This is a genomic window from Glycomyces luteolus, assembly GCF_027622875.1.
GTDB classification, from domain to species: Bacteria; Actinomycetota; Actinomycetes; order Mycobacteriales; family Micromonosporaceae; genus Glycomyces; species Glycomyces luteolus.
Genome location: NZ_JAPZVP010000007.1, coordinates 204,702 through 226,842 on the forward strand (window position 1 = coordinate 204,702; position 22,141 = coordinate 226,842).

22 protein-coding genes are annotated in these 22,141 nt (G+C 70.0%); 7 read left to right on the plus strand and 15 right to left on the minus strand.

The genetic code is table 11. The annotated features are described in order from the left end of the window. Nucleotides 1-4: 4 nt before the first annotated feature. The 3 genes from O1R50_RS11315 to O1R50_RS11325 are packed head-to-tail and all read right to left on the minus strand — an operon-like array spanning nucleotide 5 to nucleotide 1,664. Nucleotides 5-616: an IMPACT family protein gene (locus O1R50_RS11315; RefSeq protein ID WP_270110130.1), complete on the minus strand. Its 612-nt coding sequence runs from the start codon at nucleotides 614-616 to the stop codon at nucleotides 5-7. Further along, nucleotides 616-1,263: a response regulator gene (locus tag O1R50_RS11320; RefSeq protein WP_270110131.1), complete on the minus strand. Its 648-nt coding sequence runs from the start codon at nucleotides 1,261-1,263 to the stop codon at nucleotides 616-618. The genes O1R50_RS11315 and O1R50_RS11320 overlap by 1 nt, the downstream gene beginning before the upstream one ends. Before the next feature lie 26 nt (nucleotides 1,264-1,289). Continuing rightward, nucleotides 1,290-1,664, minus strand: a complete 375-nt coding sequence (locus O1R50_RS11325; RefSeq protein WP_270110132.1) for a hypothetical protein — start codon at nucleotides 1,662-1,664, stop codon at nucleotides 1,290-1,292. A 492-nt stretch (nucleotides 1,665-2,156) separates the two neighbouring features. Between O1R50_RS11325 and O1R50_RS11330 the strand changes: the two genes are divergently transcribed. From O1R50_RS11330 to O1R50_RS11345, 4 genes are all read left to right on the plus strand, one after another. Further along, on the plus strand, nucleotides 2,157-3,092 hold the full coding sequence (locus O1R50_RS11330; RefSeq protein ID WP_270110133.1) for a LysR family transcriptional regulator: 936 nt from the start codon (nucleotides 2,157-2,159) through the stop codon (nucleotides 3,090-3,092). A 96-nt stretch (nucleotides 3,093-3,188) separates the two neighbouring features. Next, a complete protein-coding gene (locus tag O1R50_RS11335; RefSeq protein ID WP_270110134.1) occupies nucleotides 3,189-4,532 on the plus strand; it encodes a UDP-N-acetylglucosamine 1-carboxyvinyltransferase in 1,344 nt (447 codons plus the stop codon). A 45-nt stretch (nucleotides 4,533-4,577) separates the two neighbouring features. Further along, on the plus strand, nucleotides 4,578-5,141 hold the full coding sequence (locus O1R50_RS11340) for a hypothetical protein (protein ID WP_270110135.1): 564 nt from the start codon (nucleotides 4,578-4,580) through the stop codon (nucleotides 5,139-5,141). A gap of 202 nt (nucleotides 5,142-5,343) precedes the next feature. Continuing rightward, nucleotides 5,344-5,907, plus strand: a complete 564-nt coding sequence (locus O1R50_RS11345; protein ID WP_205327474.1) for a PadR family transcriptional regulator — start codon at nucleotides 5,344-5,346, stop codon at nucleotides 5,905-5,907. A 7-nt stretch (nucleotides 5,908-5,914) separates the two neighbouring features. Here O1R50_RS11345 and O1R50_RS11350 read toward each other — a convergent pair whose 3' ends face one another. Further along, complete coding sequence (locus tag O1R50_RS11350) at nucleotides 5,915-7,282, minus strand: Hsp70 family protein (protein WP_270110136.1); 1,368 nt, start codon at nucleotides 7,280-7,282, stop codon at nucleotides 5,915-5,917. 447 nt (nucleotides 7,283-7,729) lie between these two features. Between O1R50_RS11350 and O1R50_RS11355 the strand changes: the two genes are divergently transcribed. Next, nucleotides 7,730-8,071: an RNA polymerase-binding protein RbpA gene (locus O1R50_RS11355; protein WP_205327476.1), complete on the plus strand. Its 342-nt coding sequence runs from the start codon at nucleotides 7,730-7,732 to the stop codon at nucleotides 8,069-8,071. A gap of 42 nt (nucleotides 8,072-8,113) precedes the next feature. On the opposite strand, the gene O1R50_RS11360 is transcribed toward O1R50_RS11355, so the two are convergent. From O1R50_RS11360 to O1R50_RS11390, 7 genes are all read right to left on the minus strand, one after another. Then, a complete protein-coding gene (locus O1R50_RS11360; RefSeq protein ID WP_270110137.1) occupies nucleotides 8,114-8,662 on the minus strand; it encodes an FxsA family protein in 549 nt (182 codons plus the stop codon). After that, nucleotides 8,659-9,450, minus strand: coding sequence for a polyprenol monophosphomannose synthase (locus tag O1R50_RS11365; protein ID WP_270110138.1), 792 nt, complete (start codon nucleotides 9,448-9,450; stop codon nucleotides 8,659-8,661). The genes O1R50_RS11360 and O1R50_RS11365 overlap by 4 nt, the downstream gene beginning before the upstream one ends. 12 nt (nucleotides 9,451-9,462) lie before the next feature. Continuing rightward, the gene (gene lnt / locus O1R50_RS11370) at nucleotides 9,463-11,142 is read right to left on the minus strand and encodes an apolipoprotein N-acyltransferase (RefSeq protein WP_270110176.1); all 1,680 of its coding nucleotides are present in this window, start codon (nucleotides 11,140-11,142) and stop codon (nucleotides 9,463-9,465) included. Nucleotides 11,143-11,662: 520 nt separating this feature from the next. Further along, nucleotides 11,663-13,252: an amidohydrolase gene (locus tag O1R50_RS11375; RefSeq protein ID WP_270110139.1), complete on the minus strand. Its 1,590-nt coding sequence runs from the start codon at nucleotides 13,250-13,252 to the stop codon at nucleotides 11,663-11,665. A 13-nt stretch (nucleotides 13,253-13,265) separates the two neighbouring features. Beyond that, complete coding sequence (locus O1R50_RS11380) at nucleotides 13,266-14,021, minus strand: amino acid ABC transporter ATP-binding protein (RefSeq protein WP_270110140.1); 756 nt, start codon at nucleotides 14,019-14,021, stop codon at nucleotides 13,266-13,268. Then, nucleotides 14,018-14,800 (minus strand): amino acid ABC transporter permease, encoded by a 783-nt coding sequence (locus O1R50_RS11385; protein ID WP_408612675.1) that lies wholly within the window; start codon nucleotides 14,798-14,800, stop codon nucleotides 14,018-14,020. Before O1R50_RS11385 ends, O1R50_RS11380 begins: the two co-directional genes overlap by 4 nt. 32 nt (nucleotides 14,801-14,832) lie before the next feature. Next, the gene (locus O1R50_RS11390; protein WP_270110142.1) at nucleotides 14,833-15,618 is read right to left on the minus strand and encodes a transporter substrate-binding domain-containing protein; all 786 of its coding nucleotides are present in this window, start codon (nucleotides 15,616-15,618) and stop codon (nucleotides 14,833-14,835) included. 157 nt (nucleotides 15,619-15,775) lie between these two features. On the opposite strand from O1R50_RS11390, the gene O1R50_RS11395 reads away from it, so the two are divergent. Next, the gene (locus tag O1R50_RS11395) at nucleotides 15,776-16,681 is read left to right on the plus strand and encodes a 5'-3' exonuclease (protein WP_270110143.1); all 906 of its coding nucleotides are present in this window, start codon (nucleotides 15,776-15,778) and stop codon (nucleotides 16,679-16,681) included. Nucleotides 16,682-16,744: 63 nt separating this feature from the next. Here O1R50_RS11395 and O1R50_RS11400 read toward each other — a convergent pair whose 3' ends face one another. Beyond that, nucleotides 16,745-19,474 carry a DEAD/DEAH box helicase gene (locus O1R50_RS11400; protein WP_270110144.1) on the minus strand — a complete coding sequence of 910 codons (2,730 nt, stop codon included), beginning with the start codon at nucleotides 19,472-19,474 and terminating at the stop codon, nucleotides 16,745-16,747. A gap of 99 nt (nucleotides 19,475-19,573) precedes the next feature. Here O1R50_RS11400 and O1R50_RS11405 point away from each other — a divergent pair, with 99 nt between their 5' ends. Next, entirely contained in the window at nucleotides 19,574-20,311 is a 738-nt protein-coding gene (locus O1R50_RS11405; RefSeq protein ID WP_270110145.1) for an HAD family hydrolase, read from the plus strand. An 83-nt stretch (nucleotides 20,312-20,394) separates the two neighbouring features. On the opposite strand, the gene tatC is transcribed toward O1R50_RS11405, so the two are convergent. The 3 genes from tatC to O1R50_RS11420 all read right to left on the minus strand — a co-directional run bounded on the left by tatC (nucleotide 20,395) and on the right by O1R50_RS11420 (nucleotide 22,114). Next, the gene (tatC, locus tag O1R50_RS11410; protein WP_270110146.1) at nucleotides 20,395-21,375 is read right to left on the minus strand and encodes a twin-arginine translocase subunit TatC; all 981 of its coding nucleotides are present in this window, start codon (nucleotides 21,373-21,375) and stop codon (nucleotides 20,395-20,397) included. A gap of 22 nt (nucleotides 21,376-21,397) precedes the next feature. Continuing rightward, a complete protein-coding gene (gene tatA / locus O1R50_RS11415; RefSeq protein ID WP_270110147.1) occupies nucleotides 21,398-21,676 on the minus strand; it encodes a Sec-independent protein translocase subunit TatA in 279 nt (92 codons plus the stop codon). A gap of 228 nt (nucleotides 21,677-21,904) precedes the next feature. Further along, complete coding sequence (locus O1R50_RS11420; RefSeq protein ID WP_270110148.1) at nucleotides 21,905-22,114, minus strand: hypothetical protein; 210 nt, start codon at nucleotides 22,112-22,114, stop codon at nucleotides 21,905-21,907. Nucleotides 22,115-22,141: the final 27 nt, after the last annotated feature.

Sequence of the window (22,141 nt, forward strand, 5' to 3'; positions counted from 1 at the left end):
GATGCTACAACTCCACCCGGAGCGTCCCCGCAGGCTCCACCTCGGCGGCTCCCGCCGATTGGGACGCGAGCCAGTCCACCAGCAGCTCCACGTCCGAACAGGCCAGGTCGAAGCGCACTTCGGCGCCGAATTCGACATCGACGAGCCGCACGTCCTCGCGCAGCCGCAGCAGGCCCTCCAGGCTCCCGGCCAGGCCGTAATCGACCCGGACGTAGAGCCGCTGCCAGTACGCCAGCTCGACGACGCCCGCCGCGTCGATCGCGGCCGACACGGCCGCACCGTAAGCGCGCACGAGGCCGCCCGCGCCGAGCTTCACGCCGCCGAAGTAGCGGGTGACGACGGCGAGCACGTCGGTGAGATCGCGCCCGCGCAGCACCTCGAGCATCGGGACGCCGGCGGTCCCGGCAGGTTCACCGTCGTCGTTGGAGCGGGCCGCCCGGCCGTCGTCGAGGACATACGCGGTGCAGTTGTGGGTCGCGTCCCAGTTGGCTCTGCGGTGGGCGCTGATGTGTTCGCGCGCTTCAGCATCGGAGGCGATCCGGTAGAGCGTGCAGATGAACCGCGACCGGTTGACCTCGGTCTCGGTCTCGGAGCGGCCGACGGCGAGCGTGCGCATCAGCCCACGACACCGTGCTCCCAGGCCCACGCCGCGATGCCCACGCGGTTGCGGACCCCGAGCTTCGCGCGCACAGCCTCCAGGTGCGTCTTGACGGTGGAGACGGAGACGAACAGGGTCTCGGCGATCTCGGCGTTGGTCTTGCCGCGGGCCACGAGCTCGACGACATCGAGCTCGCGCTCGGTCAGCACATGCGACGCCTTCGGCCCTTCGGGAACGGGCTCGGTGAGCCGTTCGAGGAGGCGCACCGTGACCGACGGAGAGATGAGCGACTCCCCGCCCGCGGCCGCGCGGACCGCCTCGACCAGGAGGGTCGGCCCGGAGTCCTTGAGCAGGAACCCGGTCGCACCCGAGCGCAGCGCGCCGTACACGTACTCGTCGGTATCGAAGGTGGTGACGACCACGATGCGCGGACCGGTGCCGTTCGCTCCGGCGAGGAGCGTCCGAGTGGCTTCGAGGCCGTCGAGACGCGGCATCCGGATGTCGAAGAGGCACACGTCGGGCTTGAGCCGCCGCGCCTCCGACACCGCGACCACCCCGTCGGGGGCGTCGGCCACGACTTCCATGTCGGGCTGGGCGTCGATGATGGCCCGGAACCCTGCCCGGACCATCTCCTGGTCGTCTGCGATCAGCACTCGGATTGCCACGCCCCGAGCCTAACCGGCGCTGGCCGTTAGGCGGCGGCGCCCGCCAGTTCGCGCTCGCGAGCAACAAGCGCCTGCACCGGCTCGTCGACGGGGGCCGGGCGGACCGGCACCACCGCCGAGGCCTCGGCCTCGCGCTCGAGGACGGCCTGGCGCCGCGCCGACCGGTGCCGGATGGCGAAGGTCGTGGTCACCAGGAACAGCCAGGTGCCTTCGAGGAGGATGAGGCCCCAGTCGTGGCCGATGATCGCCGCGGTGAGCAGGATCGAGCAGGCCGAGATGACCAGCAGCAGCGAAGCCGGCTTCGTCGCGTGGATGCGGTGGGTCTGCAGGAGCAGGAAGTTGGTGATGTAGAGCAGCGCGCCGATGATCTGGAACATGATGCGGATGTCGAAGTCGTGCATGGCGAATCCTCGAAAGAACGTGAAGCAGGCAGGAAGGCGCCCCGCGTCGGCGATGGCGCGGTGGCAGGAAGGAGAGCTGGAGAGGAGGAGAACCGAGGGGTTACGGGGTAACGGCCGGGTGGCCGCTCGGTCTGCTCCGCGCGCAGACCTCCAACACGGCCCCTCGCAGGACCCGCGTCTGGAGCGACCCGCAGATGCAGCGGGTCCACACCGTCACACCCGAGGCGCTGTGATGCCGGGACACGGTCGTCACCGGATCGGCGTCGGGCCAACCGCAAAACGGGCAGCACTGCATGACCGCGTCCTCCTTACAGGGCTTCGGGTTTCGTTCTAGGAATGAGCGCCGGCCGAAAACCGCCCCCGGCGGCATCGCGCACTGTTCTCACGCTCAATACGAGGTTAAGGTCCCAATCGTCCGGGCTACAACACCTTGGTGACGCTAGTTTGCGAAACTCATCGTGAAGCGAACACTTAAGCGATTGGGGCCACACCGTGATCGACCTGAGGAGACTGCACGTGCTGCGGGCGATCGCCCACCACGGCACCGTCTCCGGCGCGGCGAAAGCCCTGCACATGTCCACTTCAGCAGCGTCGCAGCAGATCCGACTGCTCGCCAAGGACCTCGGCGTGCCGCTCCTCGAACCGGTCGGACGCGGTGTCAAGCTCTCCTCGGCCGCGCAGGTCCTCATCGCCCACATCGACGCGATCGAGGCCATGTGGCGCCTGGCCGAGGCCGAACTCCAGGCCACCGAAGGCGAACCGTCCGGGATGCTGCGCCTGTGCGGCTTCCCCACCGCGATCGCGACCCTGCTCGCGCCCTTGGTGGACACCGCCCGCGCCCGGTACCCCGCGCTCGAGCTCCGGTTGCGCGAGGCCGAGGCCTCGGAGAGCTTCGACCTGCTCTTCGCCGGAGAGGCGGACCTCGCGCTCGTCGAGGCGACCCCCGACAACCCGCCGCCCGAGGACATCCGCTTCGACGCGCAGACGGTCTTCAACGACCCGTTCGACCTCGTCGTGCCCGGCGGCCACTGGTGCGCCGCCAGCGCTGCCGTGGATCTGCGCGAGGTCGAACGCGAGCCGTGGATCATCGGCGTGCCCGGGTCGATGCACCGACGCCACGTGCTCACCGCCTGTTCGAACGCCGGATTCCGGCCCACCGTCACCGGCGAAGCACGCGAATGGAATGTCATCGCTGTCATGGTCGCCCACCAGATGGGCGTCGCGCTCATCCCCCGCCTCGTAGACCTCCCCCACCACCTCGACCTGGTGCGCGTCCCCGTCTCCGGTCCGTTCACGCCGTTCCGCCACTTCCAGGCCGTCACGCTGCGCGGCGGCGCCCGGCGCCCCTCCGTCGCCGCCGTCATGGAGCTCCTGAACGAGCAGGTGCGCGCCGCGGAAGGCATCGGACCGCTTCCCGAAGCCCCCTAGGAAACTGCGCTCTCTCCGCGTACACCAGGGCTGAGCTGGGCGTACCAGTGAACGTGATTGCCTCTACTGGACACTGAACTCCGTTACGCTGACCGCATGTTCGACTACGGCGGCGATCCCGCGACCACCGGCCCCCGCCACCTCCGCGTGCGCGGAGGCACCGCGCTCAGCGGGTCGATCGACGTGAAGACCTCCAAGAACGCCGGCGTCGCGCTCCTGTGCGCCAGCCTCCTCAACCGCGGCCCCACGCTGCTCCGCCGCGTCGCCCGCATCGAAGAGGTCAACCGCATCCTGCGGGTCCTCGACTCGATGGGCGTCGAGCACGAATGGCTCGGCCCCGAAGGCGACCTCCGCATCCAGCCGCCCGAACGCCTCGACCTCAGCCGCATCGACGCGGACGCGGCCCGCCGGACCCGCTCGATCATCATGTTCCTCGGGCCGCTCCTCCACGACTACACCGAGTTCGACCTGCCGTTCGCGGGCGGCTGCGAACTCGGCGACCGCACTGTCGAGCCGCACCTCACCGCACTGCGCCGCTTCGGCCTCTCGATCGAACGCTCCCACGGCTGCTACTGCGCCACCGTCAAGGAGAACATCGAACCGCCCGGCGCGATCGTCCTGACCGAACGCGGCGACACCGTGACCGCGAACGCGATCATGGCCGCCGCCCGCTTCCCCGCGGTCACCGTCATCCGCAACGCCTCCTGCAACTACCAGGTGCAGGACTTGTGCTGGTTCCTCGAGAAGCTCGGCGTGCACATCGACGGCATCGGCACCACCACGCTCGAAGTCTACGGCCGCGACGAGATCGACACGCCGGTCGACTACGCGCCCGCCGAGGACCCGATCGAGGCCTGGAGCCTGGTCTCCGCCGCGATCGTGACCGAATCCGAGATCACCGTGTGCCGCACCCCCATCGAGTTCGTCGAGATCGAACTCGCCCTCGCCGAGGAGATGGGCCTGGCGTACTCGAGGGGCCCCGAGTACCTGGCCGCCAACGGCCGCACACGGCTGGTGGACCTCACCGTCCACCCCTCCCCGCTGCGCGCCGCCGCGGACAAGATCCACCCGATGCCGTTCCCGGGCCTCAACATCGACAACCTGCCGTTCTTCGCGCTCATCGCCTCCTGCGCCGAGGGCGGGACGATGATCCACGACTGGGTGTACGAGAACCGCGCCATCTACCTGACCGAGCTCAACCGGCTCGGCGCGCAGGTGCGCCTGCTCGACCCGCACCGCCTCCAGGTCGAAGGGCCCGTGCGGTGGAGCGGCGCCGACGTCGTGTGCCCGCCGGCGCTGCGCCCGGCCGTCGTGCTCCTGCTCGCGATGCTGCGCGCGCAGGGCGTCTCCGAGCTGCGCCACGTCGACGTGATCCACCGCGGCTACGAGCAGCTCGCCGAACGGCTGCAACGGCTCGGAGCCGAGATCGACCCCTTCTGAACCACGCTCGCGAACGGCCCGCGACCGTATGTGACACTTCCATTCATGAACATGCCCTCCGATGTGCCGCCGCAGACCTTTGCGCTCCTGAGCCTCGTCCAGGCTCACCTCAAGCACCTCGACAAGGTCGAGGGCGAGGTCATCGGCAGCCCGCAGTGGGAGGCGACCATCGAGTCCACGAAATCGGTGGTCGCCGCCAAGTCCCCCGGACTGGCGATCACCGCCGAGGACATCCCGATGATCGTCGGCACCGGCTCCCCCGACCGCAGGCGGCGCCTCTACGCCACGATGCCCGTGACCCCCGAGATCGCCGCCCTCGCCGACGAGTCCGAAGTGGCCCTCTTCGCCTACAACCGGCGCGGCCGCCTCCAGCCCGCCAACCGCACCGCCGCGAAATCGCAGTCCCGCGCCTGGTACCCGCCCGCGAAGGCCCTGGCCCCCATGCGGATCATCGACGACGCCGTCTGGGAGCCCGTGGTCGCCGCGACCGGTGACAGCGGCCGCCCCGGCATCTTGGAGGCCGCCGCCGGATGGCTCGTCCTCCTGGTCGTCATCGCCTTCATCGCCGCCGCAGGCTATCTGCTCCTCTGGTTCTTCGACCTCATCTGACGCTCCTCGAGAGGCAACGCCCGAGCCCTCTGTTTCCGCTGCTCAGCAAGCGGATACAGAGGGCTCTTCCGTGCTCTGTCCTTCTTGGCGAGTGCGCGGGCGAAGCCCGTGCTCGTGCTTTGAACGGCCGATTTCGTTGACTGACAACGAGGTTCTTTACCTCGGAGTCGATATATCTTGTCAAAACTGCCATAATGGACGCATGCTGAAGATGGCCATACTCGGATTCCTGCGGGACTTCCCGCTCCACGGCTACGACCTCAAGAACCGGGTCGCCAGCCTCGCCGGACACGTCCGGCCGATCGCCGACGGGACGCTCTACCCCACGATCAAGAAGCTCGAGGACGCGCAGTGCCTGACCCGGCGCACCGCGCCCGGGTCGGTCGCCGCACCGCGCCACATGCTCGAGATCACCCAGACCGGCACCGACCAGCTGCGGCGGTGGCTGCGCGACCCCGAGCCGGGGTTCATCACCGACGACAACAAGTGGTACGTGCTCCTCGCGTTCCTGCACCACCTCGAGAACCCGCGCGAGCAGGCGCTCGTGCTCGCGCGCAGGCGCGAGTTCCTCGACCATCCCGCGCAGCTGTTCTTCGACGAGCAGGGCGCGCCGATCCCGCCCGAGCGGCTCGAATCACCGTTCCGGAAGGGCCTCATGCAGATCCACCGGTCGACGAACCTCACTGAGATCGACTGGCTCGACCGCCAGATCGGCGACCTCAACCGCCGCGCCGGCTTCGCGGTCCACCAGCGCGACGGGGCCTAGGGCCTGTCTAGCCGTTGAGGATCGTCGACAGCAGCACGAAGAACACCACGATCAGGATGATCACGGCCGCGCCGGTCACCAGGACGGCCGGCTCCTGCGTCAGGGGCCGCTTCGCGTTCACGGGGTGCTGCTGCGGCTGCTGATACGCCTGCTGCGGGGCCTGGACGGGCTGCTGGTAGCTCGTCTGGGGCGGCAGCATCTGCGGGGCCTGGACGGGCGCCTGGACCGGCGGGCGGGGGGCCGACATGTGCCCGGCGGGCGAGACGGGCCCGCCGGAGGTGGGCCGGGTCAGCGGCTGGTCGGAGGGGGCCGGGCCTGAGGCGGCGCGCACGGCGCCTTCCACGACGACGGTCTCCGGCTGCTCGAAGGTCTGCGGCGGCACGCCGAGCTTGGAGTGGATGAGCTGGGAGATCGCGGGGATGCGCGAGGAGCCGCCGACGAGGAAGATGCCGACCAGGTCGGCGGGGTTCATGCGGGCGGCCTGGATGGCGCGCTGGAGGCAGTCGACGGTGCGCTCCAGCGGCGGCCGGGCGATCTCCTCGAACTCGGCGCGGGTGAGGTGGGCGTCGACCTCCAGCGCGGGGAGGTGGATGTCGGCGCTCGCGGTGCGCGAGAGGGTCTCCTTGGCGCCGCGCACGTCCTCGTAGAGCATGCGGCGGTAGCGGCGGTCGCGGTCGTCGGCGGGGCTGAGGAGGCGCTTCCAGTCGTCGGGGTGAGAGGCGCCGTAGGTCTTGCCGAGGTGCTCGACGATGCCGTGGTCGAAGTCGAGGCCGCCGATGTCGCCGATGCCCTCTTCGGCGAGGACCTCGAAGCCGGTCTGGGTGCGGCGCACGACCGTGGCGTCGAAGGTGCCGCCGCCGAGGTCGTAGATGGCGAGCGAGCGCCCGGGCGGGACGGCGGTGCCGAGCACGGAGGTGAAGTAGGAGGCCGCGGCCACCGGCTCGGGGATGAGCTGGGGGGCGGGGAGCCCGGCGAGGCGGGCGGAGTCGACGAGGATGGCGCGGCGGCGCTCGCCCCAGCGGGCCGGGTGGGTGAGGCGGACCTGGCCGGGCATCTGGCCGGCCTGGCGCTGCGCCTCCAGGGCGACCTGCTGCAGCACGTACGCGAAGACCTGCGGCACCGGGATCTCGGAGGTGCCGAGGAACAGGGACCCGTCGTCGATGCGGCGCTTCGGGTTCGGTTCGAACCGGGCGGGGTCCATGCGGGCGTTGCGCTCGGCGTCGCGGCCGACGAGCATGCGGCCGTCGGAGTTGTAGTAGACCGCCGAGGGCAGGATCGGGGCACCGTCGAACAGCAGGGGGCGTACGCGTCCGTCAGCCGAGCGGAGCACGGCGACGGTGTTCGAAGTTCCGAAGTCGATTCCAAGCACGTGCATGTGAGATCTCCTTGTCTGTTGGACACCTTACTGGGCGCGTCCACGCCGGATGCGACCCGTTCGGTGTCCACGAGTCGCTCACGCCCCGTTCGCACCCGGGTGGCCGGATGGGGTCGGACGGCGTTTGACTCGGGGGATGTCCGGTCCGGAACGGGACGAGCGGCATCTCACGTGCTCGGTCGCGCGGATACGGCCCGGTGTTGTGTCACACTTCAAGGGGACGTCCGTGGGCGGCCGCAGGAGCGCCGGGCCACACTTGGGGGTCCGCATCGCGAACGCGGCGCCTGGGAACGGCGGTTCCGGGAAGGATCCGGCCGCGTCCCGGCGTTGTACGAAGCGAAAACCCTCAGGAATCGGCGTGATCGGCTGGGGGAATGCGTCGGCCCAGGGCTGACCGGGTCGACGGCGTGTGGCAAAGCGAATGCTCCAGAGGAAGTGCAGGGGAACATGGGCGACAGAATGCTGAGGGGCTCCCGTCTCGGTGCCGTCAGCTACGAATCTGACCGCAACACGGAGCTGGCCCCGCGCCAGACCCGCGACTACGTCTGCCCGCAGGGGCACCGTTTCGAAGTGCCGTTCGCGGTCGAAGCGGAGATCCCGTTGACGTGGGAGTGCCGTCTCGACGGTTCGACGGCCAAGCTGGTCGACGGCGAGGAGCCGGAGACCAAGAAGGTCAAGCCGCCGCGCACCCACTGGGACATGCTGCTGGAGCGCCGCTCGATGGAGGAGCTCGAAGAGATCCTCGACGAGCGCCTGCAGGAGATGCGCGCCCGCCGCGGCGAGCGCTAGTAGCGAGGCGCAGAAACAGCGAGCCTAAGCCTTCTACGAGGCTCACGGGCCCGGGTCGATCGACCTGGGCCCGTTCTTCGTGTCCCCGTACTTCACCGGCTCGTCGGCGTCGAAACCGCGCTCGCCTGTCCCGTAGCCGTCCGCGCTGCGCTCGTCGATGACTTCGCCGTCGATGATGTCGCCGCCGCCGAAGCGCATCACGGGGGCGCTCGCGGCGAGCCAGCGGCCGAGGCCGCGGAAGAGCAGGCGGGTGGGCGGGAACAGCAGCAGCAGGCCGACGAAATCGGTGACGAATCCGGGGACGATGAGGCACACGGCCCCGGCAAGCGCGTACCCGTTCGGCAGTTCGCGGGAGGGGTCGCCGCCGGAGTTGAGGTAGTCGCGGGCGGCGGCGAAGGACTTCTTGCCCACGTACTGCACGAGGGCGATGCCGAGGAAGCTGGTGCCCACGAAGATCAGGACCGTGTAGAGGAAGCCGATGAGGTAGGCCAGGCCGAAGAAGGCGGCGGCCTCGGCGATGACCCACGAGGCCAGCGCGATCCGGAAGGCGAGCGGTGCGCGTTTGGGTGCGGCTGGCGGCTGGTACGTCACTCTTCGATTCTGCCACGCCGGAGGGCGTGCTTGAGCTGGCGTGCGCGGTGGGCCAGGCCCCAGCGGCTCACGTTCCAAAGGGCCTCAACGGTGATGGCGCCGCTCATCTTGGAGGCGCCCGCGCGGCGCTCGGTGAAGACGATGGGGACTTCGCGGATGTCGAATCCGGCTTTGACGGCGCGCCAGGTGAGGTCGATCTGGAAGCAGTATCCGACGGAGTTGACGGTGTCGAGTTGGAGTTTGTGGAGGCGGTCGAGGCGGTAGGCGCGGTATCCGGCGGTGACGTCCTTGACGCGGAGGCCGAGCATGGCGCGGGTGAAGACGCCGGCGGCGCGGGAGAGGGCGAGGCGGTGGAGGGCCCAGTTCTGGACGGCGCCGCCGGGGATGTAGCGGGAGCCGATGGCGACGTCGGCGCCGTCGTCGAGGGCGGCGAGGAGGCGGGGCAGGTCGGCGGGGTCGTGGGAGCCGTCGGCGTCCATTTCGACGACGGTGCGGTAGCCGTGCCGGGTGGCCCAGTCGAAGGCGGCGAGGTAGGCGGCGCCGAGGCCCTGCTTCTCGGCCCGGTGGAGGACGTGGACGCGGTCGTGGGCGGCGGCGAGGGTGTCGGCGAGGTCGCCGGTGCCGTCGGGTGAGGAGTCGTCGACGATGAGGATGTCGATCCGGTCGCACCCGGCGAGTGCGGCGGCGACGGTCGCCTCGATGTTGTCGCGCTCGTTGTACGTCGGGATGGCCACAATGGCCGGACTGGTGTCGTTGCCGGTGGGGCACCGGTCCGGTGTCTGGCTCATGGCGTCGGCTTTCTAGGTCTGGCTGCGGCGGTGCTTGAGGTTGATCAAGATGGCGCAGGCCAAGGCCACCAGTGCCGCTCCGGTGAGGACCGCTTCAGGAAGGATACCCACTGTGGAGGCCGGAGTCGAACGGTCCGAGAGGGTCAGATCCGCCTGGATGACGGCGGCGGTGTTGAACTCGGTGGCCTGGGAGACCTCGCCGGTGTGGTCGGTGAAGCCGGAGACCCCGACGGTGGAGGCCATGAGGCCGTCGCGGCCGTGCTCGAGGGAGCGGAGCTGGACCATGGCGAGCTGCTGCCTGGCCTCGTTGACGTCGAAGGTCGCGTTGTTGGTGCCGACGGCCATGAGCTGGGCGCCGTCGAGGACGGAGGCGCGGGTCTCGGCGTCGAAGGCGATCTCGAAGCAGATGAGGCCGGAGAGGGTGTAGTCGCCGACTTCGACGATGCCGGCGTTCTGGCCGTGCTCGAATCCGGCGACGTTGTCGAGGCCTTCGGACATGCGCGGGTCGATCCATCCGGCGACGGTGCTGAAGAAGGCCTTGTAGGGGACGTATTCGGCGAAGGGCACGGGGTGGCGCTTGGAGTACATGTAGACCGGGCCGTCTTCGGGGTCCCAGACGATGGTCATGTTCGAGCGGGTGCCGTCGTCGTTGTGGACGATGCCGCCGAGGACGATGGGCGCGCCGATGGCGGCGGCCGCCTGGCTGATGCGGTCGTAGGCGTCTTCGTTGGCAAGGGGGTCGATGTCGGAGGCGTTTTCGGGCCACATGACGAGGTCAGGGCGTTCGGCGCGGCCTTCGTTGACGGCGTCGGCGAGGTCGAGGGTGGCCTGGACGTGGTTGTCGAGGACGGCGCGGCGCTGCTCGTTGAAGCTCAGGCCGAGGCGCGGGACGTTGCCTTGTACGACGGCGACGTTGATCTCCTCGCCGTCGGGGGCGGTCGCGTTGATCGGCAGTGCGAGGGGCGCCAGCGCGGTGAGCGCGGCGGCGGCGGTGAAGGCGGCGGCCTTGCGGATGCCCGCGGTGCGGCGCTCCCTCGGCGATGCTTGCGAGCCGTAGATGTGCACAGCGAGTGCGTAGCCGGCCGCGAGGAGGAAGCCGCCGGAGAGGGCTACGAGAAAGCTCAGGAAGGGGGCGCCGCCGAGCCAGATCGCGGCCGCGGTGGGCGACTCGGCCTGGCTGAAGGCGAGGTTGCCCCAGGGGAAGCCGCCGAAGGGCTGGCGGGAGCGCAGGGCCTCTTCGGCGACCCAGGCGACGCCGGTGAGCGGGGCCCAGGTCCAGCGGTGGGTGTCGATGAGGCGGGAGCAGGCGGCGAGGCCCATGCCGAGCAGGCCCATGGCCAGGGCTTCGAGGCCGCACAGGAACAGCCAGGGCCACTGGCCGACCTGGGTGGATGACCAGGCGAGGAGGGGCAGGAAGAACGCCATCCCGTAGACGAAGCCGACGCCGAGGCCGCCGCGGAGGCGGCGGCGGTGCACGGCGGCGCCGAACCCGGCGACGGAGACGGCCGCGAGGGGCCAGGCGCCGTAGGGCGGGAAGGCGAGCACGGCCAGGAGGCCGGAGGCGATGGCGAGGACGAGCGCCGCGGGGAGGGTGAGGCGGCGGCCGAGCGGGGAGTCGGTCAGCAGGAGCGGGCGGCGTTTCGGCGCGGGGGGCGCCGCCTCGGGCGTCGGGGCGGCTTCGCGGTCGATCACGGTGCTCAAGTAGGGCGCTCCTCGCTGGTACGCGGTGCGGGGCCGCGGTGCGGCTCTCGGCGAGGGGCCCTCGCCGTGCCGGTCGGGGCTCTAGCGTACTGCGGGTACGGCAAAGGGGCGTAGCTGTGTCCGGCTACGCCCCTCGCACGGGTTTCTCCCAGTCCCTGTACGGCCGGTGTCCCCTGCGGCGTCGGCTGGCGACCTTCGGACCAACTCGCACCCGTCTGGCTGAGCGTCTACGAGTTGTTGTCTAGGGATCTCCTGCGTCTGCTGCGGGTCCACCACCGGCGACCGGCTCGCCTTCCTCCGCCGACCCCCGCGATCTGGACCTGGCCGCCGGTAGCAGTGCGGCCGCGCTGCCACCTTGTCCAGTCTGCGTGGGAGCAAAGCAAGTCGAGTCGCCCCCGACGTTCGGCGGGCTTCCGTTTCTGGTCGTCCGCCGAGGACCAGACCACCGTAAGCCAAACTGCGCCGATGGCGTCAACCGGGTCGGATTATTGGCTCCACAATTTTTTTCGCGTCAGGAAGGGCGCTGAGTCGGGGCTGGCCAGGCGGCCGACCAGATCAGCAGGCCGTCGGCGATGGTCATGGAGCACTTCGGATCGGGGACGTCCGGATCACGCAAATCGGGAAGTCCCCCGTCCGTGAGCTCCCACACGGTGAAATTCGCGCGGGTGTGCGGGACGAGCGCTCCTGCGTCGTCGATGCCGAGGGCCCTCCAGCCACCCCTGGTGGCCGCGGTGAAGGCCGCGGCCATCGGAAGGCGCGACACCGGGTTGCGGTGGCGCACGGCGGCTCTCACGCCGCCCCAGGGGTCGAGTGCGGTCACGGGTGAGTCCGATCCGAAGGCGAGGGGGACGCCGACCCCGGCGAGCTTCGAGAGCGGGTTCGCGGCGAGGGCCCGCTCGCGCCCGAGCCGGGTCGCGTACATGCCGTCGGGACCGCCCCAGGCGGCGTCGAACGCGGGCTGCACGGAGGCGTGCACGCCGTGGTGGACCATGCGGGCAATGAGCGCGGCGTCGAGGAGTTCGGCGTGCTCGATCCGGTGGCGGGCGTGGCGGATCGTGTCGAGGCCGAGCACGGGTTCGACCGCGTCGAGGCCGTCGAGGACGTTCTGGATCGCGCCGTCGCCGATGGCGTGGAAAGCCGCGGGCAGGCCCGCTTCGTGGCAGTCCAGGAGGTGCGCGGCGACGTCGGCGGCGGTCAGGTACTCGGCGCCGAGGGTGTCGGCGTCGCGGTAGGGCTCGCGCAGGAACGCGGTGCGGGCCCCGAGGGAGCCGTCGGCGGAGAGGTCGCCGCCGCAGCCGTGAGCGCCGAGGTCGCGGGCCCTCTCGGCGGCGCGCAGCTCGCCCCACCAGCCGTGGACCGAGGGCGTGTCGGGTCGCTGCCCGAGTTCCACCAGGCCCTGGAACTCCTTCTCCCCCAGCGGGTCGGCGGCGACGGGGATGAAGTGCTCGACGACGGCGGCGATGCCGCGACGCGCGGCGATGGCGAGCGCGTACTCGGCCAGCGCGAGCCGCTGCCCGACCGGGACGCGGGCGCCGAGCGTGGCTCGGGCGGCCTTGTGGGCGGCCCGGGTGAGCACGCCGGAGGAGTCGTAGCCGTCGTACTCGGCCAGTTCGGGGTGCTCGGCGAGGAGGCGCGGGGTGGCGATGCCGGTGTGGCCGCAGGCGCGTGAGAGGTAGGCGATGCGCCCGCCCGCGGCGCGTTCGACCGCCGCGCCGGACGGGAGCGCCGGGTCGTCCCAGGTGGTCTCGTCCCAGCCGCCGGCAAGGACCAGCGCGTCGGCGGGCGCCGAGCGGGCGAACGACTCGAGGTGCTCGAGCACGGCCGCCGCGGAGCGGTCGCCGGCGAAGTGCAGGCCCGCGAGGGCGCTGCCGGTGGCGGTGAGGTGGACGTGGGAGTCGACGAACGCGGGCGTCACGAGCCCGCCGCCGAGGTCTTCGATGCGGTCGGCGGCGGGCGCGTCGGCTTCGGGGCCGACCCACTCGATGCGGTCGCCGGCGGTGAGCAGGGCCGTCGCGGCGGGACTCGTCGGGCTCAGCACGCGGCCGCCGCGCCACAGGACGCGCGGTGCCGCCCCGGTACCGGTCTTCTGGAGGAGGCTCATGCCTCCCATGATGTCAGTCGACGGGGTGCAGGACGCGGTGGAGGAAGCTGCGGGCCCGTTCGGTCTTCGGGTTCGAGAGGACTTCGGCGGGCGGCCCGGACTCGACGATGACGCCGCCGTCGAGGAACAGCACCCGGTCGGCGACCTCGCGCGCGAAGCTCATCTCGTGCGTGACCACGAGCATCGTCATGCCTTCGGCCGCAAGGCCCTTCATGACTGAGAGGACCTCGCCGACGATTTCGGGGTCGAGGGCGCTGGTGGGCTCGTCGAAGAGCATGAGCCGGGGTTTGACGGCGAGCGCGCGGGCGATGGCGACGCGCTGCTGCTGCCCGCCGGACAGCTGCGAGGGCTTCGCCTGCTCCTTGCCTTCGATGCCGACCTCGGCGAGGAGCCGCCGGGCCTCGGCGACGGCTTTCGCCTTGGGGATCTTGCACACGCGCACCTGGGGCACGACGAGGTTGTCGAGGATCGTCATGTGGCTGAAGAGGTTGAAGTGCTGGAAGACCATGCCGATGTCGCGGCGGGCGAGGTCGAGGTCGGCGTCGGGGCCGGTCATGTCGTGCCCGGCGGCGGCGATGGTGCCTTCGGTGGGGGTCTCCAGGAGGTTGACGCAGCGCAGCAGCGTGGACTTGCCGGACCCGGAGGGGCCGATGAGGCACACCACTTCGCCTTCGGCGATCTCGAGGTCGATGCCTTTGAGGACCTCGTTGTCACCGAAGCGCTTGTACAGTCCCTGGATCTCGACGATCGGCGTCGCTTCGGTGTTCATCGGGGTTCTCCTCGCTTCTCCAGTCGGCGGGCCAGCAGACCGAGCGGGATGGTCAGCAGCAGGTAGAGCAGGCCGCCGACCAGCAGCGGGGTCGCGTTGGCGTTGGCGGTCAGCTCGTTGCGGGCGAACTTGGACAGCTCCATCGTCGACGTGGTGACGCCGAGGACGAACACGAGGCTGGAGTCCTTGGTGAGCATCACGAGCTCGTTCGTGAGCGGCGGGATGACGATCCGCAGCGCCTGCGGCAGGACGACGGTGATCATGGTGCGGGTGTGGCTCATGCCCAGCGATCGGGCCGCCTCGACCTGTCCTTTGGGGACGGCCTGGATGCCGGCGCGCACGCTCTCGGCGATGTAGGCGGAGGAGGTCAGGCCCAGGCCGATGGCGACCTGGCCGTAGACCCCGCCGGGGTACTGGATGCCCGGGAAGGCCTGCGGCACACCGAAGCCGACGAGGAACAGCACCAGCAGCGCGGGCAGGCCGCGGAAGATCTCGACGTAGCCGGTGGCGAACCACCGGTAGGGGCCGAAGGCGGAGACGCGCATGAGCGCGATCGGCACGCCGACGACCATGCCGAACACGAACGCGAGCAGGGTGTAGACGATCGTGTTCCAGAACGGCGTCCACACCGCCGGGAACATCGCGGCGGCGATGTCGATCTGGAAGAACGAGTCGGCGATGCGGCCCCAGTCGGCCACGACCGCCAGGACGACCACGATCGCGGCGAGCACCGTGTACTGGATGGCTCGCGCGAGCCGCTGCCGCCGCGCGGGCGTCATGCGGCGGTCGAGGGTTTCGGTCTCGGCGTCCACTACTGACCGGCGTCCCCGGTGTAGGGCTCGCCGATCCACTTCTCGTAGAGCTCCGCGTAGGTGCCGTCCTCGAAGGCCTGGTCGAGCATGGCGTTGACCTCGTCGAGCAGCTCCTTGTTGTCCTTCTGGACGGCGAAGCCGTAGTGCTCGGCGGTCTCGATGGGCTGCACGAGCGTGAAGTCGGTGCCGTCGCCGATCATGGCGCTCCAGGTGGCGAGGTCGGCGATCGAAGCGTCGACGCCGCCCGAGGAGAGCGAGGAGGCGATGTCGCCCATGGTCTCGAAGGCGACGGGCTCGTAGCCGTACTCTTGGGCGTGCTCCTCGGCGTAGGTCTCGCCGGTGGTGCCGGACTGGACGGCGACCTGCAGGCCGGAGAGGTCCTCGAGGCCGGCGACGGACGAGCCGGCGGGGACGACGAGGGCCTGGTCGGCGCGGTAGTAGGCCTGGGACATGCCCATGGCCTCCTGGCGCTCCTCGGTGATGGTGAGGCCCGCGGCGGCGATGTCGCAGGTGCCGGCGTTCAGGGCCGAGCCCGAGCCGATGGAGTCGAAGTCGATCTCGACGATCTCGACGGTCTGGTCGAGGCGCTCGGCGAGGAGCTGCATGAGGTCCATGTCGAAGCCGACGTACTCGCTGCCGTCCATGTACTCGAAGGGCTCGAACGGGACGTTCGTGCAGACGGTCAGAGTGGAGTCGTCGCCGGAGTCGGACGTGCAGGCGACGGCGGCCAGCCCGGTCCCGATCAGGGCCAGGGCGGCAGCGGCGCGGCGGGCGTTGGTGTTCACCTGAGGGCTCCTCATAGTTCGCTGATTCGCTGATCATTCCGGTCGGACCCCCTCATCGTTGTTCCAGCTGGTGGAAAATGTGGCAGGTTTCGCACTAAACAGGCCGTCGAATCGGCGTTCTCACACGGTGTCGGGCGCCCGTGAGACAGTGGTGGACATGCTCATGCTCATCGACGCCGCCTCGCTGTGGTACCGCGCCTACTACGGGCTCCCCTCCTCGATCAAGGCCCCGGACGGGCGGCGCTCGGGGGCGGTGCGGGGCTTCTTCGACGGCCTGGCCGTGTTGGCGCGCAAGTACTCCCCCACCGGGATGGTGTGCTGCCTGGAGGGCAACTGGCGGCCCGGTTGGCGCCTCGACCTCATGCCGGCATACAAGGCCGCACGGGCGCTGCCCGACGGCTCGGAGGACACCCCGGAGGGCCTCGACGACCAGGTCGCGGCCATCGAGGCGCTGCTCCCGGCCCTGGGCGTCGCAACGGCGACGCACCCCGAGTTCGAGGCCGACGACGTGATCGCGACGCTGGCGGCGCGCACCGCCGAGCCGGTGGTCGTGGTGACCGGCGACCGGGACCTGTTCCAGCTCGTCGACGACGAACACAACCGGAAGGTCGTTTACCTCGCACGCGGGATATCTAAGGCGGAATTGTTCGACGGCGAGGCCGTCGCGACCAAGTTCGGCGTCGCCCCTGAGCACTACGTGGACTTCGCGGTCCTGCGCGGCGACCCGTCCGACGGGCTGCCCGGGGTCAAGGGCATCGGCGCGAAGACCGCGGTGACGCTGGTGAACACGTACGGCGGCATCGCGGGCCTGAAGGCCGCCGCGGCCGAGGACGGCTCGGACCTCCCTGAGCGCCAGCGCAAGGCGATCACCGAGGCCGCCGACTACCTCGACCTGGCCGTGAAGACCTCGACCGCGGTCACCGATGTCGACGTCCCGCTGGTCGACGCGACCCTGCCGAAGGCACCGAAGGACCCTGAGCGGGTCGAAGCCCTCGCGGCCGAATGGGGCGTCGGCTCGGCGCTCAAGCGGTTCCACGAGGCCATCGCCCTCGAAACGGCCTGACTCACCGCACGTTCAGCGCGGCCGCCCGCCCCGCGGGCGGCCGAATGGGCCACGGGCCGGGTCTCAGACGTCGGCGACGACGCCGCGGCGGATCGCGTCCACCGCGTCGTAGGCGGCGTCGGCGAGCTGATTGGATGACTCGGTGCCGATATATCTTGCAGCAGTCCCCATTTGGTGCAGCAGGTCGGCCGTACGCCGCGCCCACCGCACGAAGTCGCCGCCGGGCATCGGCCAGGGGCCGTCAGCGGCGGCCAGCGCCTTCGACAGCTCCTCGCCGTTGGTCCACCGGTAGATCGGCCAGGCCAGTCCCATCTGCGGGCGCGAGATCAGCGACAGGCCCCGCGTGTTCTCCGCGCGCCGGATCGCCTCCCAGCGCCGCACCGTCTTCTGGACCGGCTCCGTGATCGGGCCGGGCACCGCCACGAAGAACTCGTCCTCCTCGAAGCGGGACTCGTAGATCACCGTCGACGCGATCGCCGCGAGAGCAGGCGCGTCCAGGCCCTCCCAGATGCCGTCGCGCAGGCATTGCGCCACCAGCAGGTCCGTCTCCACGAACAGGTTGCGCAGCAGCCGCCCGTCGCTGGTGACGGTCTCACCGTCGAGGTAGCCGAACTCGCTGAGGACCTCGCGCACGGCCGTGAACTGCCGCGCCAGGGAGTGCTCGCGGCGCTCGGAGCGGCGGCGCAGCAGCTCGCCCTCGCGCTTGAGCCGCGCCCAGCGGGAGGCGTGCACGGTGTGCTGCCCGGCGTCGGGGCAGAGGCGGCACGGGTGGGCCTTGACCTCTTCGCGCAGCCGCGCGATCTCGGGGGTCTCGGCGGCGCCGCCGCGGCGGGTCGGCCGCGAGCGGTCCCGGGTGGCCTCGCGCAGGCTCGAGGCGAGGTCGGAGCGGGCTTTGGGGTCGCGGCGCTCGAAGCGCTTGGGCATGCGGATGCGGGTGGCGACCTCGACGCCGCCGTCGAACGCCGAGCTCTCGAGCGTGCCGGTCCAGCCGTCGGCGGTGAGCACCGCCCAGCGCGGGTCGTGGTGGCGCGAGCCGCCGGTCGGGCGCAGGAACACGGCCCAGCCGGTGCGTTTGCCGCGGGAGATCCAGATGACGTCGCCGGCGCGGAGCTTCTCGAGGCTGGTGCGGGCCTCGTCGCGCAGGGCGCCCTTGCGGCGCTTCTGCGCGCCGCGTTCGGCCTGCGAGAGCTGCTGGGTGAGGTCGTAGTAGGCGAGGAAGTCGCCCAGGTGGCACTCGGCGCCTTCGGCCGCCTCGGCCGCGCGGCGGTTGAGCGTGCGGGCCTGCTCGGCGATGTGGACGGCCTCGGAGTCGGACTGGAACTGCGCGAAGGAGGAGGCCAGGACCTCTTGGGCGCGTTCGACTCCGGCGGCGCCGATGAGGTTGACGGCCATGTTGTAGGAGGGCGCGAAGCTGGAGTTGAGCGGATAGGTGCGCTTGGAGGCGAGCCCGGCGAGCTCCTTCGGGCGCACGTCCTCGGCCCAGACGGTGACGGCGTGGCCCTCGACGTCGATGCCGCGCCGCCCCGCGCGCCCTGTGAGCTGCGTGTACTGGCCGGGGGTGAGCATGACGTGGTCGGAGCCGTCGTACTTGATGAGCCGCTCCAGGACCACCGACCGCGCGGGCATGTTGATGCCCAGCGCGAGCGTCTCGGTGGCGAACACGGCCTTGAGCAGGCCGCGCTCGAAGAGCTTCTCGACGACCTCCTTGAACACCGGGAGGAGCCCGGCGTGGTGGGCGGCGATCCCGGCCGCGAGGCCCGCGAGCCACCGGTCGAAGCCGACGGCTTCGAGGTCGGCGGGGTCGATGTGGGCGACCGAGCCGGTCGCGTATTCGACGATCTCGTCGCGTTCGCGCCCGTCGGTGAGCCGCAGCCCGGCGCGGACGCATTCGTCCACGGCCGCATCGCATCCGGCGCGGGAGAAGATGAAGTAGATGGCCGGCAGCAGGGCGGCCTGGTCGAGACGCGAGATCACCCGGCCGCGGTCCACATAGGGGCGTCCGCCGCGGCGCCGCCCGCCGGTGCGGCCCTCGTTGCGCTCACGCGCCCGGGCGTCCTTTTTGAGCAGTTCCTTGGAGACGTAGTCGCCGTCGGGCTCGAACAGGTCGAGCAGCGCGCCGCCGATCATCATGTGCTGCCACAGCGGGACCGGCCGCGTCTCGGAGACGACGACCTCAGTGGAGCCGCGGACGCTCTTGAGCCAGTCGCCGAACTCCTCGGCGTTCGAGACCGTCGCCGAGAGGGAGACGACCCGGACCTCTTGCGGGAGTTCGATGATGATCTCCTCCCACACGGCTCCGCGGAAGCGGTCGGCGAGGTAGTGCACCTCGTCCATGACCACATAGCGCAGTCCATGCAGGGTGGAGGAGCCCGCGTAGATCATGTTGCGCAGGACCTCGGTCGTCATGACGACGATCGGGGCCTCGCCGTTGACGACGGTGTCGCCCGTCAGCAGGCCGACGTTCTCGGCGCCGTGCGCGGCGACGAGGTCGTTGAACTTCTGGTTCGACAGCGCCTTGATGGGGGTGGTGTAGAAGCACTTCGCGCCCTCGGCCAGCGCCAGGTGCACGGCGAACTCGCCCACCACGGTCTTGCCGGCGCCCGTGGGCGCGCACACGAGCACGCCGTGGCCGCTCTCGAGGATGCGGCAGGCCTCGACTTGGAAGTCGTCGAGTTCGAACGGGTAGTCCCCTGCGAAGGCCGCCAGCTGAGGCCACTGCCGGCGCGCCTGCGCGGCGGCGTGGCGTTGGGCCGGGGAGCGGTCGTCGGCGTAGGGCACGTCGGCGGTAACCATGGTCTCAACACTAGTCTGCCGCCCCGACAAGGGCACTCCGGTAACGCGGGTTCCGTACCCGGCTGTGACGACGCCTACACGGCCGGGTATCGTCCGTTTGTGCACCGGGATTCCTCACCAGGAGATGACGATGCGGGACGCGGAGGGGTCGACGCGGTCCTGTTCGATTTCCACGGCACCTTGGCGCAGCTCGAACCGCTGACCCGCTCGGTATCGCTCGCGGCCGAGTCCTGCGGACGGCAGCTCCATCCGCTCGCGGTGACCGCTCTAGCGGACGCCATCGGCGCGCAGGGCTGGCCCGGCTCGGGCATGGAGCCGCGGGTGCGTCCCCACTTCGCCGACGCCTGGGCTGACCGCGACCTTGACGAAGAGGCCCACCGCGAGGCGTACTCCGAGCTCGCGGCGCAGGCGCACGGCGTGTTCGAGGGCCTGGCCGAGGCGCTCTACGACCGCATGGCCTCCCCTGAGGGCTGGGTCGCGTTCGCCGACACGATCGGCACGCTCGTCTCGCTGAAGGCCCAGGGGTACCCGATCGCGCTGGTTTCGAACATCGGTTTCGACGCGCGGCCGATCCTGCGCCGCTTGGGCATCGACCGGTTCATCGACGAGTGGGTGCTGTCCTACGAGGTCGGCTACTGCAAGCCGGACGAGAAGATCTTCTACGCCGCCTGCCACGCGCTCGACGTCGAGCCGAGCCGCGTGCTCATGGTGGGCGACACGATGGCCGACGCCGGGGCGTCGCGGGTCGGCGCCCGCTGCTACCTGGTGCCGCACGCCGAGGCGGGCCGGATCGTCGGCCTCGACGCGGTCCTGCGGCTGGTACGCGGCGGCTGCTAGAGCGCGCGAATGGACACTGGAAGGGCCCCACCGCTTTCACGGTGGGGCCCTTCCTCAATGCTCGACCTTCGTCCTCAGCGGACTCAGGTGATGTCGTCGTAGCCTTCGACGCGGCGTCCGAAGCGGCCGCGCCGTTCGGGCTCGCCGGGGTAGTCATCGTCGTCGAGCCCGCCGGCCGCGATGTCCGCGGTGGCGGTCAAGTCGTCCGAGGGACCGATGTCGCTGGCCTCTTCGTCATCGAGGTTGTCGTCGTCGTAGACGATGCCCTTGCGCTTGTCGTTGAGATAGGCGACACCGCAGGCTCCCAGGTACAGGATGAGCATGCAGATCGCGAGCGCCGTCATGCCGAACGGGTCGGGCGTCGGTGTGAAGACCGCGGTGAAGATGAAGCTCACCAGGACCACGATCCGCCACCAGCCGAGCATCTGCTTGGCGTTGACCAGTCCGATCACGTTGAGCATCAACATGATCAGCGGGAACTCGAAGCCGATGCCGAAGACCATCATCACTGACAGGAAGAAGTTGAGGTAGTCCTCGAGATTCAGCAGGATGACGAAGTCCTGGCTCGCCAGCAGCATGATGAACTCCATGCCGTGGGCGACCACGAAGTACGCCAGGACCGCGCCGGCCAGGAACAGCGGCGCGGCGATCGAGATGAACAGGTAGGCGTACTTGCGCTCGTTGCGGTGCAGGCCGGGCGCGATGAACGCCCACAGCTGGTAGAGCCAGACCGGAGCCGTGCCGACCAGCGCGATGTACAGCGAGATCTTCAGTGACAGGGCGATGTGCGAGATCGGCGAGTTCAGCACCGCCTGGCACTTGGCCCCGTCGCCGGTCTCCTGTCCCGTCGTTCCGAGCGAGGTGCAGTACGGGTCGGCCAGGAACTTGATGACCGTCTCGGAGAAGTAGAAGGCGACCGCCGTGCCGACCAGGATCACGATGACCGCGACGAGCAGGCGCGAGCGGAGGTCCTGGATGTGCTCCATGAGCGTCATGGAGCCGTCGGCGGCGCGCTGGAACTTCGACTTTCGTCTGCCCTCGCGCCGCGGTGGTTCGTCAGCCATATGCGTAACGACCGGATCCGGGCTAGCGGGTCTTCTTGTGGTCGACCGATTCGCCGTCGATCACGGACTCGTTGACCGGCGTCGGCGGGTCGAGCGGCTCACGCGTGTGCTTGGGCTCAGCGCGGGTGTCGCCGTCCTCGTCCGGGTTGGCCCCGTCCTTCTTCATGGCCTCAGTCTCCGACTTGAGGATCCGCATGGAGCGACCCAGACCACGCGCCATGTCGGGAAGCTTCCTGGAGCCGAACACCAGCAAGATGACAACGACGAGAATGATGATGTGCCAGGGCTTCAATGCACCCATTGTTCGGTCCCTCCGGATATATGTCGGTGACGTTAACCATCGTATGCCGCTTGGAAGGCGGCTGCCACGGAGGCTGAGTCTCGGCTTGGTACCGGGTTCACCTGCGGTGGCGTGGCTACGACATCGTCGAGCCGGACAAGCATGACCGACGTTTGACACTTCCGTCAACACTGGAGCCTTCGGGAACCCTGATCTTTATCAGAATGTGGCGGCGGTGACGGTGGTGCGTCACTTTTTGGGCAGTGCCGCGGCGGTCCGTTCGGCTTCGGCGAGCGTCGCATTCAGACGTTCCTGCAGGTCCTGTAGCTCGCCGGCGCGCTCTTGGACGCGTTCGAGGCCGAATCGGAGTTGTTTGAGGCCGTCGAGGAGGCGTGTGGCGGAGATTGCCAGGAGCACGAGTCCGGCGAGTGCCAGCACGACCGATATCGCCCAGATCATCGGGTCAGTCTAGCGCCGGGCGCCGCT